Genomic DNA, 18,309 nt, shown 5'->3' on the forward strand with positions numbered 1-18,309 from the left:
TTAATTTATCTTTAAATAAAGGATTTAGCAGTATAGTGCGGGATAGTCTAACGGGTAAAACAATCTAAATTTGAGTAAAATTCAGAAAACAAAAAGAAAACAAATGGAAAACGTAAAAACATTTAAATACGTAGATTATTTATGGGACGAAAGTAAGGCGGCTTCTCTTGGAGATGACCAGGTGGCTTTATTTTTATACCGTTCAAACATATTAGGAGCAGATTTAAGAATTACCAATTATGGTGGTGGTAACACAAGTTGCAAAACCATCGAAAAAGACCCTTTGACCAACGAAGAAGTTGAGGTAATGTGGGTAAAAGGTTCAGGTGGTGACATCGGAACTTTAACCAGAAAAGGAATCGCCGGATTATATACGGAAAGATTAAGAAATCTTAAAAATGTTTACGGAGGTTTATCAGACGAAGATAGAATGGTAGGTTTATTCGATCACTGTATTTTCGATTTGGAAAGCAAAGCTCCTTCTATTGATACCCCGTTGCACGGTTTACTTCCATTTAAACATATCGATCATCTTCACCCGGATGCATTAATTGCAGTTGCAGCAGCTAAAGACAGCGAAGCGATTACCAAAGAAATCTGGGGTGATACAATGGGATGGGTTCCATGGCAGCGTCCTGGTTTTGATCTTGGCTTACAGTTGGAAAAATGTTTAGCAGATAATCCTGGAATCAGAGGAATTGTTTTAGGGAGCCACGGTTTATTTACCTGGGGAGATACTTCTTATGAATCTTACATCAACAGTTTGGAAGTGATCGAAATGGCTTCTGAGTATATCGCTAAAAAAATCGAAGAAAAAGGACAGGTTTTTGGCGGACAAAAAGTAGAATCTCTATCCGCTGACGAACGTAAAAACAAAGCAGCTCAAATCATGCCTTTATTAAGAGGTCTAGCTTCTTCTGAAAACAGAATGGTTGGTCATTTTACAGACAGCGATGTTGTTTTAGAATACATCAACAGCAATGATTTGGAAAGACTAGCTCCACTTGGAACTTCTTGCCCGGATCACTTTTTAAGAACGAAGATTCAGCCTTTGGTGCTGACTTTAGATAAAAACGAAGATTTAAGCGATTCTAAAGCAATTTTAGAGAAATTAAATCCTCTTTTCGAACAATACAGACAAGAATACAAAGACTATTACGAAACATGTAAGCATCCAAACAGCCCTGCAATGCGTGACCCGAATCCGGTGATCATCATCTATCCAGGCGTTGGAATGTTCAGTTTCTCAAAAGATAAGCAGACAACCCGTGTTGCGAATGAATTTTATGTCAATGCAATCAACGTAATGCGTGGTGCAGAAGCCATTTCTGAATACACTTCTTTACCAAGACAGGAAGCATTCGATATCGAATACTGGTTGTTGGAAGAAGCTAAGCTTCAGAGAATGCCAAAAGAAAAACCATTGTCAAGAAAGATTGCGATCGTAACCGGAGCTGGTGGCGGAATCGGACAGGCAATTGCTGACAAAATGGTTCAGGAAGGTGCTGTCGTAGTTTTCACAGATCTTAATCAGGAAGCTGTAGAATCTGTAACTGCAAAATATAGCAAAGATCAGGCGGTCGCAGTTAATTGTGATGTGACAAGTGAAGAAGCAATTGCGAACGCATTTAAAGAAGCAGTTTTAGCTTTCGGTGGAGTAGATATCATCGTGCATTCAGCAGGTTTGGCCATTTCTAAATCTTTGGAAGACACAACAACTAAAGATTGGGATTTATTAGAAAATGTATTGGTAAAAGGTCAGTTCTTGATGGCTAAAAGCGGTACTGAAATCATGAAAAGCAAAATTTAGGTGGTGACATCGTAAATATTGCAAGTAAAAACGGTTTAGTTGCAGGACCAAACAACGTAGCGTACGGAACTGCGAAAGCAGCACAACAGCACATGACAAGATTATTGGCAGCAGAATTGGCAGCAGATAAAATCAGAGTAAATGTTGTGAATCCAGACGGCGTAATCGTTGGAAGTAAAATCTGGGAAGGTTCTTGGGCAGAAGGTCGTGCAAAAGCCAATGGAATTTCTGTAGAAGAATTACCTGCATTTTACGCAAAAAGGAATTTATTAAACGAAATTATCCTTCCTGAAGACATCGCCAACGGAGTTTTCGCATGTGTGGCAATCTTAGATAAAACAACAGGAAACATCATCAATGTAGATGGCGGAATGGCGAATGCTTTCCCAAGATAAATTAAAAATAGATAATTATTAAATTGCCAGATTTAATCTGGAATAAAAAATGAACCATTAAGAATAATTTAGAATTAAGTATGATTAAGAATTTGCAAGCAAATTTAAGCCTGTGTCTTAAGAAATTTATTTTTCTTAACCAATCTTAAAACTTAAATCCATCTTAATGGTTTAAAATTAAATTTTTGTTTAAGACTAAAATTTTCAATTTAAAAATTTAAAAATCAAACTATGATTATAGAAAAAGATATCATTGAACAACACAATAAAAACGAAGTTGAAAACTTTAATTCAGACTTTGATTTTCTACAAAATAAACTAACGAAATCAGGTTTAAACGTTGCTGAAATCGTTAACAAAATTGCCGATTTTCAGGTAGCGATTCCAAGTTGGGCTTTAGGAGCAGGCGGAACTCGTTTTGGAAGATTTTCTTACGGTGGCGAACCTGCTGTTTTAGAACAAAAATTGGATGATGTAGGTTTGCTTCACGTATTGACTCATTCTGCTGGAGCGGTTTCTTTGCATATTCCATGGGATATTCCAAGTGATGTAAGTGCTTTGAAAGAAAGTGCAGCGTCTCACGGATTGATCTTTGATGCGATGAATTCAAACACATTTCAGGATCAGCCGGATGCGAAACATTCCTACAAATTCGGTTCTTTAAATTCGGTAAACGAAGATTCAAGAGCTTATGCTGTTGAACACAACAAAGAAGTAATCAGAATCGGAAAAGAATTAGGTTCAAAAAGCCTAACCGTTTGGTTGGCTGACGGAGCTAGTTTTCCGGGTCAGTTGAATTTCCAGACGGCTTTATCAAACACCGAAAAAAGCTTAAAAGAAATCTACGCAGGAATGCCGGAAGACTGGAAACTGTTTATTGAGTACAAACCTTACGAACCGAATTTTTACTCAACAACCATTCAGGATTGGGGAACTTCTTTCATGCTGGCAAACGCTTGCGGCGAAAGAGCTTTTACTCTTGTTGACCTTGGACATCATTTACCAAACACCAATATTGAGCAGATTGTTGCAACATTGATGTATAAAGGTAAATTAGGTGGTTTCCACTTCAACGACAGCAAGTATGGTGATGATGATTTGACGGTGGGTTCTATAAAACCTTATGCTTTGTTCTTGATTTTCAATGAATTGGTCTATGGAATGGAAAACAACGCCAACAATCCTTATCCGGCTTGGATGATTGACGCGAGTCACAATATCAAAGATCCTTTGGAAGATTTATTACAGTCTTTGGAAGCAATTTTAATTGCTTATGCTCAGGCACTTTTGGTTGATCAGAAAGCTTTAAAAGAAGCACAACTGAACAATGATGTTGTGGCAGCTCAGGATATTTTGCAAAATGCGTACAGAACAGACGTTCGTCCATTATTGAAAGCTGCAAGATTACAGACTGGCGCGGCTTTAGACCCGATCGCTGCTTACAGAAGTTTAAAGGTAAGAGAAACCTTGATTTCTGAAAGAGGCTGGGCAAAAGCAACCGGATTATAAAATCCGCTTTATTTGGTAATTACTTTCAGGTGCAATCGAAAGTTTAATTATATGTATCCTTATTTACCGTTGAGAACAGAGTGTTTAGAAAATTAATAATGAATTCTTTATTTAAGAAATCAGTGGATTTTTTTCTTAATTATTTTTAATCACTAAACACTCCTTGATGGTTTTAAATCTTTTGTAATTAAAGATAACAAAAAAGATTAAATCTTTGAGGACTTTGCTAAGTGAAAAGCCTTTGCGAACTTAAAAACAGTCAGCTTGTTAAAAAATCTTAGCGCACTTTGCGTTAAAAAATATTAGAACAATTCTAATTCACATTTGAAAAAAAACTAATAACCATTTTATAATAAATCATTAAATTCATCTCAGGAATGTCCAGAAAAAAGGTAACCATCGTATTTGATATTGGAAAAACCAACAAAAAGTTTTTTTTATTTGATAAAAATTACAAAGAAGTTGTGCGTGAATATACCGAACTTCCCCTTACCACCGATGAAGATGGTTATCCCACAGAAGATCTTGCTGCACTCCAAAACTGGATTAAAGATAATTTCAATGCCATTCTCGATGATGAAAATTTTGAAGTAAAAGCCATTAATTTTTCTACGTACGGAGCAAGTTTTGTACACCTAGATCAGAAAGGAAATGTTCTGACGCCTTTGTACAATTACACCAAACCGATGGATCAGGATATTCTTGATTTATTTTATGAAAAACATGGCAGTAAACTGAAAATTGCCCGCGAAACTGCATCTCCACAAACCGGAATGCTGAACTCCGGACTGCAGTTATTCTGGTTAAAATATAAACATCCGGAAGTTTTCAAAAAAATCCGTTACAGCCTTCATTTACCTCAGTATTTATCATATTTGTTTACCGGAATTTGTGTTTCGGAATTTACCTCAATTGGCTGTCATACCAATTTGTGGGATTACGACAAAGCAGATTACCACGACTGGGTTTATAAAGAAGGAATCGATGCTTTATTGGGACCAATTGTTCCGACTTCTGCGAGCATCAACACTTCTTACAGAAACAAAAAAATTAAAATTGGCGTTGGAATTCACGACAGTTCTTCAGCGTTATTACCCTATATTTTAAGTAAAAAAGAACCATTTTTATTGCTTTCGACAGGAACTTGGAGTATTTCTTTGAATCCATTTAACGATGAAAGTTTAACGGATGAAGATATCGAAAACAACTGTCTGAATTACATGAGAATCGACGGAAAACGTGTAAAAGCATCCCGTTTTTTCATGGGGAATGAATATAAAATTCAGGTTGAAAAACTGTGTGCTTACTATGGAAAAGAATATGGTTTCCACAGAGAAGTGCAGTTTGATCAGGATTTATATCTGCGTCTGATGAAAAATAAAAATATCTATTTCCGTTTTGAAGGCATTATTTTAAAACGAAAAATGATCACGGCAACAGATTTAAATTCATTCGCAACCTTTGAAGAAGCCTATCACCAATTGATGATTGAGTTAATGGATCTGCAGATTCATACGATTACTAATGCTATCGGAAATTCAGAAATTAAAAATATTTATATTGATGGAGGTTTCACAGACAATGATGTCTTTATGAAACTGATGTCACATCATTTCCAGCATTACAATGTAATGTCCACGCACTCTCCATTGGGATCGGCTTTGGGTGCCTCGATGGTAATTTCAAACAAAAAAATAGACGAAACTTTTTTACAGCAGCATTATCAGATGAAAGTGCTTCAGCCTTTAATCTTAAATTTGTAGAATATTTTAGTTGTCAGTAGATCGTTGTCAGTTGATGGCAAAATCTCAAAAACCGACAACAATCAACAATCAACCACCAACCAATTATGTCATTTCCATTCGATACCAATTATGCTTCGCTTGAACTTTTAATCGAAAAAGCAAAAAAGAAAATGCCCCGTTTCGCTTTCGAATATCTGGATGGCGGCTGTAACGAAAATATCAACCGCGACAGAAATACAAGTGAATTGCGGGATGTTCTGCTTCGTCCGCGTTACCTGAATAATAACTATTCGGAAGCGAATATGGAAACGGAATTATTCGGTGTAAAATATTCTGCACCGTTCGGAATTTCTCCTGTTGGTTTGCAAGGATTAATGTGGCCAAATGCTCCCGAAATTTTAGCGAAAGCAGCTTTTAAACATAATATTCCTTTCGTTTTAAGTACGGTAACGACCAGCAGTATCGAAAGAATTGCTGAATTGACAGAAGGAAAAGCGTGGTATCAATTGTATCATCCGAGAGAAGAATGGTTGCGGGATGATATTCTCGACCGTTGCGAAGCTTCAGGGTATGATGTTTTGTGTGTGTTGTCGGATGTGCCTACGTTCGGTTATCGCGCAAAAGAGATCAGAAACGGTTTGGCAATGCCTCCACAACTGAATTTCAGAAATATTTCCCAAGCATTAGCAAGACCAGAATGGTGTCTTGAAATTTTGAAACATGGCGTACCGAGTTTTAAAACGATGGAAAAATACATGGACAAAAACATGAACGTGAAGCAATTGGGACAGTTCATGAACTCTACTTTTTCCGGAAGATTAAATTCAGACAGAATCAAAGCCATCCGTGATAAATGGAAAGGAAAGTTGGTCATCAAAGGCGTTGCTTCCGATGAAGATGCAGCCGAAGCAGTACGTTTAGGATTTGATGGAATGATTATTTCCAATCACGGAGGAAGACAGCTTGATGCGGGAGAATCTACGATTGCCGTGGTGAAAGAAATCAGCGAAAAATACAAAGGTCAGATCAAAATCATGATGGACAGCGGAGTAAGAACCGGTCCGGATGTTGCCCGAGCTTTAAGCTGTGGCGCAGAATTTACCTTTATGGGAAGAACTTTTATGTATTCAGTCGGAGCTTTGGGCGATAAAGGAGGTGATCACATTATTGAAATGTTGAAAATGCAGTTCAGACAGGTCATGGAGCAGGTTTGCTGTGATACGCCGGAGGATTTGCAGAATTTTAGGGTGAGGTAGAAACCGAATAGTGAACTTGTTTTGATGTAAAATATTCTGAGAAAATAATAAAGAATAGACTGTTCCAAAAGACGGTCTATTTTTAAATATTAATTAGTTAATCAATAGATTACATAGTTCTGCAAATTCTGAATCACCATTATTTTTAGGGCTATTTCTGGTGACTAAATGATATTTTCCATCAATCAAAATTTCCAAAATCCACTCTTCTCCATCTAAAACTATCTTGGGATCATGTGTTCCTATGTTCCAAAAATTAACATCATTTGATTTTGAAATGAATCTATTCCATTTTTCTGCATTAATTTTCTTTGTGTACTCTTTTACTATTTTTCCTGTTTGATAACCGCCTAATCCATCGCTTTGGCTATAAGTTAAAAATATTTCTTCATTTCGATTTTCCATTTTATAAACAAAAGGATTTGACCACGTTCCTAAATTTGTATATCTAACAATCTTTAAATTTTCATTCTTTTTATCAAAAAGAGGTACTTCGTTTAGTGAATTCAAATGTTTTGAATACCATTTGTTTCTGAATAATGAAAGCGAATCATTTGGACCATTACTTATTGTATCTCTAGGATATTTATCTTCATCATAAGTCGCAAAATATAATTTTCCATCATATTGTCTTTCATCTTCTTTTGGCGAAACAATTTTTTTGCTCATACAATTGGTAATTAAAATTAAAGTTAGGAAAAGTAGTAATTGTTTTTTCATATTCAATTAAAATTAATATTTTAAAGTAAATTTTACAAATCGTTTTCATAGAGTTAAATCACTTTTTCTTCTCCGATTTCACCGTCTGTCTCGCCAACAACTTCCAATCCTTTTTAACCTTCGTCCAAACCAATAAAATATCCAAAGTTACATCACCTGGTTCCTTCCCCAAATCAGCAGTCGTCGCATAAAAATGATGACGGACAATTGCTGTATTTCCGACGATCTGTATGTTTTGCTTGGTAATATCAATCGTCAAAAAATCAGATTTTTTGCTGACCAATTTTTCAACAAATTCCTTCGCATCATCGATATGACCTCCCGAATGTCCGTAAGTCAATTCCGGAAAAATCAAAGATTCCAACGCAGATTTTTCACCACTAATCATCGCTAATCTTAGTTTTTCTGCTGCATCTGTCACAGCTTGGGTATCAATTTTTTTCTGTCCGAAAACAGTTATGGCCACCAAAAAACTCATGGCAAAAATTATTTTTTTAATCATAATTATTAAACTATTTTTTTTAAATAAAAGGGAGTTGGTGTGTAAGTTTAAACGCAAAGATTTAACTAAAAGACCTATTATTTAAGTAGCAAAGTATGGCGACAAAGTCGCTGATGAAGCTCTGATACATTCGCTTAGTCAGAATCAATTTATTGATTCCAACCCTTTGCTCCTTAAATATTGAAAGTGAAAAATAAAGCTTTGCGTTAAAAAAAAATCTTCATCAAAACTTTAAAAACTATAAAGATTCCCTTTGAATAAATTTAAAAACATTATTCACCTGCTCCTTCTTATTTTTCAAAATCATATACGCAGCAGATTCTCCCATCGCCTTAAAATCAGTCGTGATCACGGTAATTCCTAGTAATTCCTTTAAAGGCGTTTCGTTGTAGGAAATAATTCCGATGTCTTCACCTAATTTCAGATTTTTCTGACGGATCTGTTTTACTAAATTCACCAAATCACGTTCACGAATCGTGATGAAAATATCTTTATCCTGTAATTCCATATCGGGATAAATTTCATCAAGAATTTCATAATCCAATTTAAAATCCCGGCAAAACTGCTCAAAACCGCGCACAATACGGAAAGGGTATGGGTGAATCGATTTATCAGGATAAACCAAAATGATCTTTTCGTACTTTTTAATTTTATCTAAACCTTCCTTCAAGGCATCGTAAATATCATGCTCAAAATCCTGAAAAATAGAGCCATAATCTCCTGAAATATTAGGTTTTGTATTGTCTAAAAGCAACAATTTATTCTTTGGGATCTGTTCGATAATATCTAAAACTTCCTGTGTTGAACTCGTATGTTTCGACTGTTCATCACGGAAGTGAGGCATTACGACATAATAATCAAATCCACCAAGATTTTTCTTCAGCGCATTGATGAAAAGCGTTTCGTCGCAGTGATAGATATACATCTCCACATTGCCTTTGGTACCGATTGCATTGACAAAATAATTATAAATCATCATTTTATACGTACTCGGCTTGTTGATCAGAAAGAAAATGTTGATGATGTCGTTCTTGTTGATTCTGGAAATGTAATAACCTTTTCCTTTTACAGATTCAATGATCTGCCTTTTGCGAAGCTCTTTGTAAGCCTTTTCCACGGTATCCCGGGAGAGAAAACAAGATTCGCTGAGCTCATTGATAGACGGAATTTTTTCTCCGATTTTTATTTGCCCTCCATCAATTCCGTTCAGAATAGAATCTACAATCTGTTTGTATTTCGGAACTCTGGAGTTTTCATTGATGTTGATTTCTAATGTGTCTGACATGATCTTTACTGTGTAAGTATAAATTTCAATCCTGAAACTAATACGTGAAATCTTTAGTACTGAGAAATCACAAGATACAAAAATTTAAAATAAGTGATATTCATCATGTTTAAAATTTTTATTGATTTTAATTTATTGATTTAAAGATTGTTATTATATAAGCGAAAGAAATTTTAATATTTTCATTTTCCCCATTTTTAGTGTCACCGAAAGAATTAATAATCATTTAATCTAGGAAATCAACCTGCCTTGGTAGATTTTTTAATATCATTCAGTTTCTTCGTGTAGTTCAGAGATATGATATTTTTGAGTGAAATAAGTTTAAGTTTCAACAAACTTAGAGGAATAAATTTTTGGTGTTGTAGCGAGCGAATTAATATATTTGAGAAAAACTACACATGAAAAACAGAAATTGGGTGTTTTGGTTTATTGGAATAGGATCACTAATTTTTATGGGAGTTGTTCTCTACGAGAATTATACTTATGCAACAGCATTGGATAAAGATCATCAAGGCTTATTTGGAGATATGTTTGGCGCTTCTAATGCTTTGTTCACAGGATTATCATTTACCGGTGTTATTATAGCTATTCTTTTGCAACGTCAAGAATTAAAGTTACAGAGAAATGAGTTAGAATTGACTAGGGAGGAAATGAAACTTACTCGAAACGAGTTTGAGACACAAAATGAAACTCTGATAAAGCAGCAGTTTGAAAATACTTTTTTCCAAATGATTTCTATGTATCGGGACAATACGGAGAAAGTCTCCGGTACAATTGACGGAAAAGCAACGGAGGGTAAAGATTTATTTTACAAATTTCACAAGCATTTAATTATCCGCTTTCAAACTTTTATGAAAGATAGATTTAATTCAATTGAAGAAAATAAACTTTTAGAAGGAGACTTTTATACAAATATTAAAAAAGAAAATACTAAATTTACTATCGCTGAACTAACTAAAATTTACTATCTAAGAAGCAAAGTCGTCGAAGATGAATTAATTAAATATTTTTCTACAATCACAATAATATTAAAACTTGTGGATGATTCCAATATAAAAGATAAGTTTTTCTATATTTCAATTTTAAAATCACATTTCACAAAATATGAAACAGCAATAATATTTTATCAAACATTATCACAAGATCCATACTCTACATTTAGAAAATTAATTGATAAGTATAGGATTGTTGATGATTTAGATGTTAAATTAATTATTAATACTAATCATTTTGTGAATTACAAACAGAAACAATTTATGAATGATTTTAATAGACAGAGCGATCAATTCCTTTCCGCATCCAACTCCTAATTTGAATTCCAATCCATATAGAAGTTTTGTGTAGTATCCCCTAGGTGACAAATGATTTTTTTTTCACCCTCACTTAAATGCTCCATCTCTCCATTCCTCCGACCAAAAAAAGCCTGCCCCTTTCGGAACAGACTTTAAAAAACTATATGAATGTGAAATTTTTTAAGGCATCTTTTTGAAGCCTTCTGCTTTTATTTTCCAGGTTCCGTCTTTCGGGAAACCAGGGAATTGTCCGGTTGAAGTATCCCAACCTTCCAGCATCATCGCAACGGTCGTCAAAACGCCGCCATTTCCGGGAAGATAAATTCTAAGTCGTTTGTCCTGGAAATTATGTCCGTTTTTAAGGTAGGTATTAGTTTGAATATTCATAAACAAAGCATCCAAAGCTTTATTTGGAAGACCCAATCTTGCGGCGTTCATCGCAGTCATTGGAAAATCCCAGCCCCAGGTGTGTTCCCAGTTCCATCTTTCCCAAACGATATCAAGCGTGTTTTTCATTATTTTTTTGTCCAATTTAGGAGATTCCGGAACCATTCCCAATGCGCCTAAAACGGCAGGGTGGTCGGTCATCCATTTTGGAAACGTAAATGAATCTTTTGCCGATTCTGTCGATAAATAAACGCTATCCTGAACCGGAAGCGGAGCCAATTTATTAATGACATCATCCCATTTTTTATCTCTCGGTTGCCCTAATCTTTCTTTCCATTCTTGAGCGATTTTCAGCGACCAATCCCAATATGCTACTTCATAAGTCGGGTTGTAAGTATCTTTCGCAGGGAAAACTTCCTGTGCAGGAATGACCCCTTTACCTAAATTATAACGGTTTTTTTCGTTATCATAAGTCGCAAAATCAGCCATAAAATCAGCCGTCGCAAAAATTAAATCTTTATATTTTTCAAGAACTTTTTTATCCTTGCTGTTGCGGTACAAAAGTTCGGTCATATAAATGATGTGTGGTTGTTCCCAAATCAAAAATGCAGCAACAGAAGACGGACTTTCGTTCCCATCATTATCTGACATTTTAATCCAGCGAACACCTTTGTAACCTTGTCTTTCTGCTAATTTTTTAGCTTTATCAAAAGACCTGAAATAATAATCGAGTTGCTTTTCTAAAATTTCCGGTCTCCCCCACAAAGCAAAGTGAACGCCGTGCCACCAATGCATTTCCGTGTGCGATTTCCCGTACCAGCTGTTGAATGTCAATCCTGTTTCCTGAGGCGGATTGTTGCCACCACACTGAACTTTCGTTAAATATTCTGACAGCACAACTCTTCTTTCAAGCTCATTGGCTCTCGGGTCTGTACTTCCTTCAAAATCAACGGCAGCACCGCTTTCCCAGAAGTTTTTCCAGCCAGAAGTACTTTCTTTTTCAGCATCAGCGAATAAAGTTCTGTTAGATTTCGGACTTTTTGCCGAAAACTCAACACTTAACTCAACGGTCTTATTTTTCGAAGAAGGTTCGTAAACAAAATAATGATTTCCTGCCTCACGAAGTTTTCCTTCTGTAAAATTAAACTGCGTATAATAATCCGTACTTTGCAATTTATGCTGAATCAAACCTTGCGTCGATTGTGACGAAACGATTTTCGTAGAATGGTCATTTTCATTTCCGTAAAAAGCTGCATCATCTAAGAATTGTCCGGTTGGAGAAGGGTAGTGTGCAAAGACTTTCAATCTGTTTTTAGAAATCAAATCAGATTCAATTTTCACTCCAATTTTATCTGAATTTTGAAAAGAAGCCGTCCAGACTTTTATCGGCGTTCCTTCTAAAGAAAATTCGCTCGTAATAATTCCTTTCCACAAATCAATTTTCTGATTAATGTTGGTCAAATCTGAAATTTTTGCTTTCTGTCCGTCTTTTTTAGTCAGTTCAATACCGATATTTCCCAACTGCAAACGGTGTTGGTTCACACGGAAATATTCCACAGCCCCTTTATTTCTTTCCGGTTCTTTGATTTGAACAGAGTATAAAGCTTTTCGCCCGTCGTTATTGAAATCGTAAGGTTTTAAAGTTTCCTCAAATTTATAATTCTCTTTATTCGGAAAACTGTTCCAGCCCCACTCAGACTGCGTTCCGAGAGAAACACCATTTTTATAATATTCAGGAAACGACTGCATTCCGGTAATGTCAACCGTGTAGGCAAACTTTCCGTTTCCAACCGTAAAAGTGGAAAGCGTATCTGCTTTAGTGTTGACAATATTATGTCGCTGAACGACCATTTTCCGGTCGATTTTCTGGGCATTCATTGAAGAAAATCCCATCAGGAAAATCCCAAGATATATTGTAATTTTTTTCATTTTTCTTTTATTTCGGTAAATAAATTTGTTCAATGTTATATTTTATTTTAGGTAGCTATTGACTACGTCGAATGTCAATTTATTTTTTTTATGGCAGACATTTCCGCCTTCCTCTCTCAATCTTTTGTTCGTCGTTCCTCCTCACAAAAGGATTTCCGTTCAAGTCGGGCTGCAATATCATTCGTATCAGAATAAAACTTTATTATTTATAATCTGAATTTAATTGTTGTTTTCGAATAGTTATCAATAGGAATGGGCTTTAGCCCATTTTATTAATGGTTAATAATCATTGGCTTTAGCCAAAATATAAACTAAGTTTTGGCTAAAGCCAATGAATAATTATTTTTTCAGAACGGGCTAAAGCCCGTCCCTATTGATTTTAGATTTATTTCAAAACCGTCGCACTCATCATTCCAATCACCACATCATTACTAACGGCGGTTAGTTTTATCGATTTTAATTCTTTACTCGCATCAATCGGCAAATCCAGAATTGTGGCAGAACCACCATCCACCTGACGGTCTGTAAATCCTTTGATACTCGAATATTTGCTTAAAGTTCCGCCTTTGTACAAGTCTCCCGTTTTCAGTTTCACGCGATACGGAATTTTATCATCCGGAATTTCAAATGCAAAATTGTCATCAAACAAGTCCTGCTCAATCGGCCACCAGTTCGTCGGATTTTTTAGCTCCAGTTCGGTAGTCGAACCATCAGCATACTGAACCGTAATTTTTCCATTCACAATCTGCGATTGCATCGGATTAGTAGTTCCAGCCATCAGAAAATAGATTTTCTTTCCTTTCCCAGAAACCGAAATTTCGAGAGAGTCTGAATAGTTATCCCACTGACTTACAAACGCAATATTTTTATCGGTTTTATCAATTAAAAAAGGAATTCCAAGAAACTCAACTTTGCCGTTTTTTCTTTTGCTCATCAATCCGCTGTCATCGATTTGAGCAGTGATTAAAGGATAGCACCAATTTCCGATTCCCTGCCACGGAAGCTGTAAAGTCGGAACTTCCAGTCTCGGTGATAGGTATTTCTGATTGAAAATATCGGTTACTTTTTCGTTGTACTTTGAAGCCAATGAAATGTTGTTAAACTGTCCCTGATTCTCAATGTTCCAGTCTGTGATTTCTATATTTTGTTTAATTCCATTATAATCAAGCACAATAGAATTGGTTCCTTTGCTTAAAACATTAGGCGGAATTTCAATCGTCGTATTTTGATTTTTTTGAATCGAAAAAGTTTTGTTCAAACCATTAACAGTTAATTTTCCATTAATTGCATTGGAAGATTTTGATAGAATCTGCAGTTTTTTGTTCACCCATTTTGTTTCTAAAGGAAAGCGGATATCAATATTCACAGGTTGCCACCAAGTTGTTCCGTTTTGTTCGACCTGAACGAAGAAAGTTCCTTTTCTTTCTTCATTGATTAATTGAAATCCGTAGTTAACCACCCCGTCTTCTCCCTTCGGTCGCTTTTCCACCAGTGCCTCATTATTTATTGATTTTCTTTTTTGTTTCGGCGAATCTCGTTCCTCGATTTCCAGAGGAGGGGAATTTTTAATGAGTCCTTGCGGGTCGTAAATATCTTTGATTTTCTTTTTTGAATCGAAATTTAACTGAAGACTTTCCGATATATAATTGACGTAATCAGTTTGTTCATTTTTCAGTTCTTCTCCGGAATAATTGATTTCAATCTTAAAATCTTTTCCGTTCGGTGTTTCAAACTCAACAAATGGTTGCAAAATCGAATTAGGTTTAATTTTCCAATCCACTTTTTTACCATTCACTTTTACCGATTTGATGTTGGAATAATTTACAGGAATCTGCATTTCCAATGACACCAAATTTTGATAGTATGATTTAAATAAATATTCGGTCTTTTTCGAAGTTCTCGTAAACTGATAATCCCAATCCGTAAGCTTCAGTTCAGCAGAATTCCAGTCTTTTGGGAAACCAGGTTTGATGCTGATTTTATTTTCCAATAAATTTGGATATACCCCGAAAAGTCCTTCCGTCAAAGTTCTTGAGGCTACACCAATCGGGTCGGCAAAATCTCTATACAATTCTCCACGAAATGCATCATAATGAGAAAGCTGTTCAAAATTCCCCGGACTGATGCCGTAATACATCGATTCTACAAGATTTCCTTTCCAAAGTTGATAAGCATCCTCACTTCTTCCGGCTTGCCAATACGCCAAAGCGGTCTGTAGATTTTCCGCCAAAGCGACATTATTTATCGACCAATCGTAAGGTTGCCAGTTGGTGGTTGATAATGTATAATAATCTTTATTGTGTGCACCTTTCACCGTCACTGGAATTTTAGGTGTTTGATTATTAATATATTGTAAGTTCTGATAATCCTCAAATTCATTGAGAATAAACGCATCGGAAACGTGATAAATCGACCATATTCCGGGTTTGTCGTGAACAATTTGATTGCCCAAAGCATCTTTGTATTCAGCAAAATAACCTTTGTCTTTAATCCAAAGCTGGTTTTTCATTGCTTTTAAAATCGCATCAGCTTCCTGTTCGTAAGGTTGAGGATTTTCGCCAATGATTTTCGCAAGCTTCGCCATTTCACGATTGGCTCTGTAATTATAAGCCGAAGTATGCGTCACTTTTCCACCTGAATATTGAAGCGCATCACTTGCCCAAATCGCAGCATACGCATCATACAAATCACCACGCTTGAAATTCCGTTTTTCCCAATCCATATGACGAACCATTGTCGGCCACATTTTTTTCAGAAATTCTTTGTCACCAGTATAATTGAAATGCGAAAACATTTGGTCAAAAAACACCAGATTCATATCGTAATGATGCGGTTTTGTGTTGTCATTCGGATTTCTGGAAATATATCCGCTTGAAAAAACAGAAGTTCCCATTTTCTCTTCGTGACGCGCAAGATGACGTATAGTATCCATTTCCACGGGTGCAAAATCGGGTTTTAAAACCTGCGAATTGGCGTAGCTTTCAAAATATTCTTTTGCTCTGTCGTGCCAGTTCAACGCATCGGCTGTATAAGCTCCACGCCACGCATTCAGTCGCATTCTCCATGCCACGGCACCGTGAAGGAATGTCGGGCTTTCCCAAATTCCATCTGCAGCAACGGCTAAATTCGCTCCGAAATTATCTAAATCTGCATCCGGAGTTTTAAGTTGAATTCTATTTGTTAGTGCTAAACGGGATTTTTCAGCTTCATTAAAAGTATTTTTTAAATCTTCGTCTGAAAAGTTTTTTTCTGATTTTCCTTTCGCAACCTGAATGTAAATCGGATTCTTTTGTGAAGAATACGAGGCATAAACAATCGGAGACTTGTCAGTTTTATTTTGGGTAAACTCAGTCAGTTTTTCTAAAGTCTGCGCATCGGTTTGCTGTAATGAATTGATATTTGAAAAACTTCCACTAACGGTTTGAGTTTCTTTTTTCTTATTTAAATAATTAAGTTGGAATTGATTTTTATTTAATTGAAACTGATTGTTCAAACAATATTCAGGCAACAAGTAAAATCCGGATTCGGGGTCTGCACCGATGTCGCCGTTTCTGCTGAAAGTCGTTCCGCTCGCACCGCCGTAAACCGCATAGATTTTTGTTGAGGAATCTACATTGACAGTTTCCATTTTTAAAACCAAACCTTCTTCTTTAGCTTGTGCCAAAACTGTCAGTTTTAAAGTTCCGGTTCCAAGAATTGGGTCTTTGATTTCATACAGCATTGAACCCGGACGGTAACGCGTTTCAATTTTTTCAGCCTGAATTAATTTTTTAATTGAATTTCCTTTCTGAATGACAAACTGAAGATTCCCGCCCATTCCCGGAAGATACAATGCGAATTCCGGCAAATCTCCCGCTTCAACTCTGGAAGCACGGTTGTCTCCATACAATGCACGGTTGAATCTGTACTTTCCGTTGACCAATAAAAAATCGCCTTTATCTTCTTTGTAATGTAGCTCACGCTCGTTATTCTGCCAATGTTTCGACTGGGAATATGAAAGTGAGAATGCCGATAAAACGAGAAGTCCGGCGAAAATGGTTTTTCTTCGCATTTTATGGTTTTAACTCGGTTATTGGTTGTCCGTTAACGGTTACATTTTTTAAAGTCACATTTTTCAAGTAATCTACTTTATAAGGAATTTCAACGCCAGTCATTTTAGCATTTATCATCGTGAAATCTGTTACAGGAGAAGTTTCGTAAGCGTCAGAAAATACAGCATATTTTCCTCCTTTTTCTACCACAAGATTTTCAACCCAGATATTTCTGATAGTAGGAATGTGATTTCCCGGTTTTTCATAATGCATATTGAAACGCACGGCTGCTTCTTTGTAAGCACCTACTTTTGTGTTGTAGAAAAATACATTTTCGATGATTCCACCTCGGCTAGAACTTGTTTTAATTCTTAAAGCTCTGTCAAGATTCTTGCTGTCCATCACGTTTCCGATGGCGTAAATGTTTTTGGCGCCGCCTGCAATTTCACTTCCAATCACAACACCGCCGTGACCATCTTTCATTTCGCAATTTTCGATGATATGGTTTTCGGCAGGTCTTCCGATGTCTCTTCCGTCTTCGTCTCTCCCTGATTTGATCGCAATACAATCGTCTCCGGTGTCAAAATAAGAATCTTTAATCCATACATTTTTACACGCTTCAGGGTCGAAACCGTCGTTGTTTGGACCGTGGCTGATTACTTTTACTCTTTCAATCAAAACATTTTCACACAAAACAGGATTTAGGTTCCACATTGGAGAATTTTTCACCAAAACATCCGACATATAGAAGTTTTTAGACTTGTAAGGCTGAACAAAATTGGGTCTTAAATACCATCCGTCCCCGAAAATTCTTTCTCTGGCAGGTTTTCTCTGCGCCATATATTCGTGAAGTTTCGCACGGGCAGGATTTTGTCTTCCGGGACGAGTTTCATTATATCCATATTTTGTAGCGCCGCACCAGAACCACCAGTTGTCTAAATCTGAATTTCCATCTAGAGTTCCTTTTCCGGTTATAGCGATATTTTCTTCTTCGTAAGCGTAGATTAAAGATGAATAATTCATACATTCCATGCCTTCCCAACGCGTAAAAACGATAGGGTAGTCATTGCTGTCCTGGCTGAATAAAATCGTAGAACCATCGCTTAAATGTAGATTAACATTAGATTTTAAATAAATTGCTCCTGTCAGGAAAACACCGTTTGGTACGACAACTCTTCCGCCGCCTTCTGCACTGCATTTTTCAATTGCTTTTTTGAAAGCTTCCGTATTTTTTGTTTTTCCGTCGCCCACAGCTCCGAAATCGGTCACCAGATAATCAACTTTTCTGAATTCCGGTTTTTTGATTTGTTTCTTTAAAGCTTCTAGTTCTTTTAAAGGTTGTTTTGCGGAAGTCCACGGTTTATATTGTGCCGATAGTGATATCGAGATGGATGCGAGTAGTAGAAATGCGAATTTTTTCATAATGTCTGCAAATTGTTTAGTTTAAA

At 36.2% G+C, this 18,309-nt stretch carries 10 protein-coding genes and 1 pseudogene; 5 read left to right on the forward strand and 6 right to left on the reverse strand.

The genetic code is table 11. The features are described from left to right. The first annotated feature begins 103 nt into the window (after positions 1 to 103). The 4 genes and pseudogenes from EAG08_RS18700 to EAG08_RS18715 all read left to right on the forward strand — a co-directional run bounded on the left by EAG08_RS18700 (position 104) and on the right by EAG08_RS18715 (position 6,715). A pseudogene (locus EAG08_RS18700) lies at positions 104 to 2,205 on the forward strand (bifunctional aldolase/short-chain dehydrogenase). Between the two features lie 231 nt (positions 2,206 to 2,436). Then, positions 2,437 to 3,714: a TIM barrel protein gene (locus tag EAG08_RS18705; RefSeq protein WP_129536758.1), complete on the forward strand. Its 1,278-nt coding sequence runs from the start codon at positions 2,437 to 2,439 to the stop codon at positions 3,712 to 3,714. A 377-nt stretch (positions 3,715 to 4,091) separates the two neighbouring features. Next, positions 4,092 to 5,477: an FGGY-family carbohydrate kinase gene (locus EAG08_RS18710; protein WP_129536759.1), complete on the forward strand. Its 1,386-nt coding sequence runs from the start codon at positions 4,092 to 4,094 to the stop codon at positions 5,475 to 5,477. A gap of 86 nt (positions 5,478 to 5,563) precedes the next feature. Beyond that, on the forward strand, positions 5,564 to 6,715 hold the full coding sequence (locus EAG08_RS18715) for an alpha-hydroxy acid oxidase (RefSeq protein WP_129536760.1): 1,152 nt from the start codon (positions 5,564 to 5,566) through the stop codon (positions 6,713 to 6,715). A gap of 93 nt (positions 6,716 to 6,808) precedes the next feature. Here the strand turns inward: EAG08_RS18715 and EAG08_RS18720 are convergent, their stop codons facing one another. From EAG08_RS18720 to EAG08_RS18730, 3 genes are all read right to left on the reverse strand, one after another. After that, positions 6,809 to 7,435 (reverse strand): hypothetical protein, encoded by a 627-nt coding sequence (locus EAG08_RS18720; RefSeq protein WP_129536761.1) that lies wholly within the window; start codon positions 7,433 to 7,435, stop codon positions 6,809 to 6,811. A 58-nt stretch (positions 7,436 to 7,493) separates the two neighbouring features. Then, complete coding sequence (locus EAG08_RS18725; RefSeq protein WP_129536762.1) at positions 7,494 to 7,937, reverse strand: nuclear transport factor 2 family protein; 444 nt, start codon at positions 7,935 to 7,937, stop codon at positions 7,494 to 7,496. A gap of 238 nt (positions 7,938 to 8,175) precedes the next feature. Further along, positions 8,176 to 9,222: a GntR family transcriptional regulator gene (locus tag EAG08_RS18730; RefSeq protein ID WP_129536763.1), complete on the reverse strand. Its 1,047-nt coding sequence runs from the start codon at positions 9,220 to 9,222 to the stop codon at positions 8,176 to 8,178. Between the two features lie 398 nt (positions 9,223 to 9,620). On the opposite strand from EAG08_RS18730, the gene EAG08_RS18735 reads away from it, so the two are divergent. Beyond that, complete coding sequence (locus EAG08_RS18735) at positions 9,621 to 10,532, forward strand: putative phage abortive infection protein (protein WP_129536764.1); 912 nt, start codon at positions 9,621 to 9,623, stop codon at positions 10,530 to 10,532. 162 nt (positions 10,533 to 10,694) lie between these two features. Here the strand turns inward: EAG08_RS18735 and EAG08_RS18740 are convergent, their stop codons facing one another. The 3 genes from EAG08_RS18740 to EAG08_RS18750 form a co-directional block, all read right to left on the reverse strand. Beyond that, a complete protein-coding gene (locus tag EAG08_RS18740) occupies positions 10,695 to 12,830 on the reverse strand; it encodes a hypothetical protein (protein ID WP_129536765.1) in 2,136 nt (711 codons plus the stop codon). A gap of 385 nt (positions 12,831 to 13,215) precedes the next feature. Next, complete coding sequence (locus EAG08_RS18745) at positions 13,216 to 16,881, reverse strand: DUF4450 domain-containing protein (RefSeq protein ID WP_129536766.1); 3,666 nt, start codon at positions 16,879 to 16,881, stop codon at positions 13,216 to 13,218. A 1-nt stretch (position 16,882) separates the two neighbouring features. Then, positions 16,883 to 18,283 (reverse strand): glycoside hydrolase family 28 protein, encoded by a 1,401-nt coding sequence (locus EAG08_RS18750; RefSeq protein WP_129536767.1) that lies wholly within the window; start codon positions 18,281 to 18,283, stop codon positions 16,883 to 16,885. Positions 18,284 to 18,309 lie beyond the last annotated feature (26 nt).

This window comes from Chryseobacterium sp. 3008163 (genome assembly GCF_003669035.1).
Lineage (GTDB): Bacteria > Bacteroidota > Bacteroidia > Flavobacteriales > Weeksellaceae > Chryseobacterium.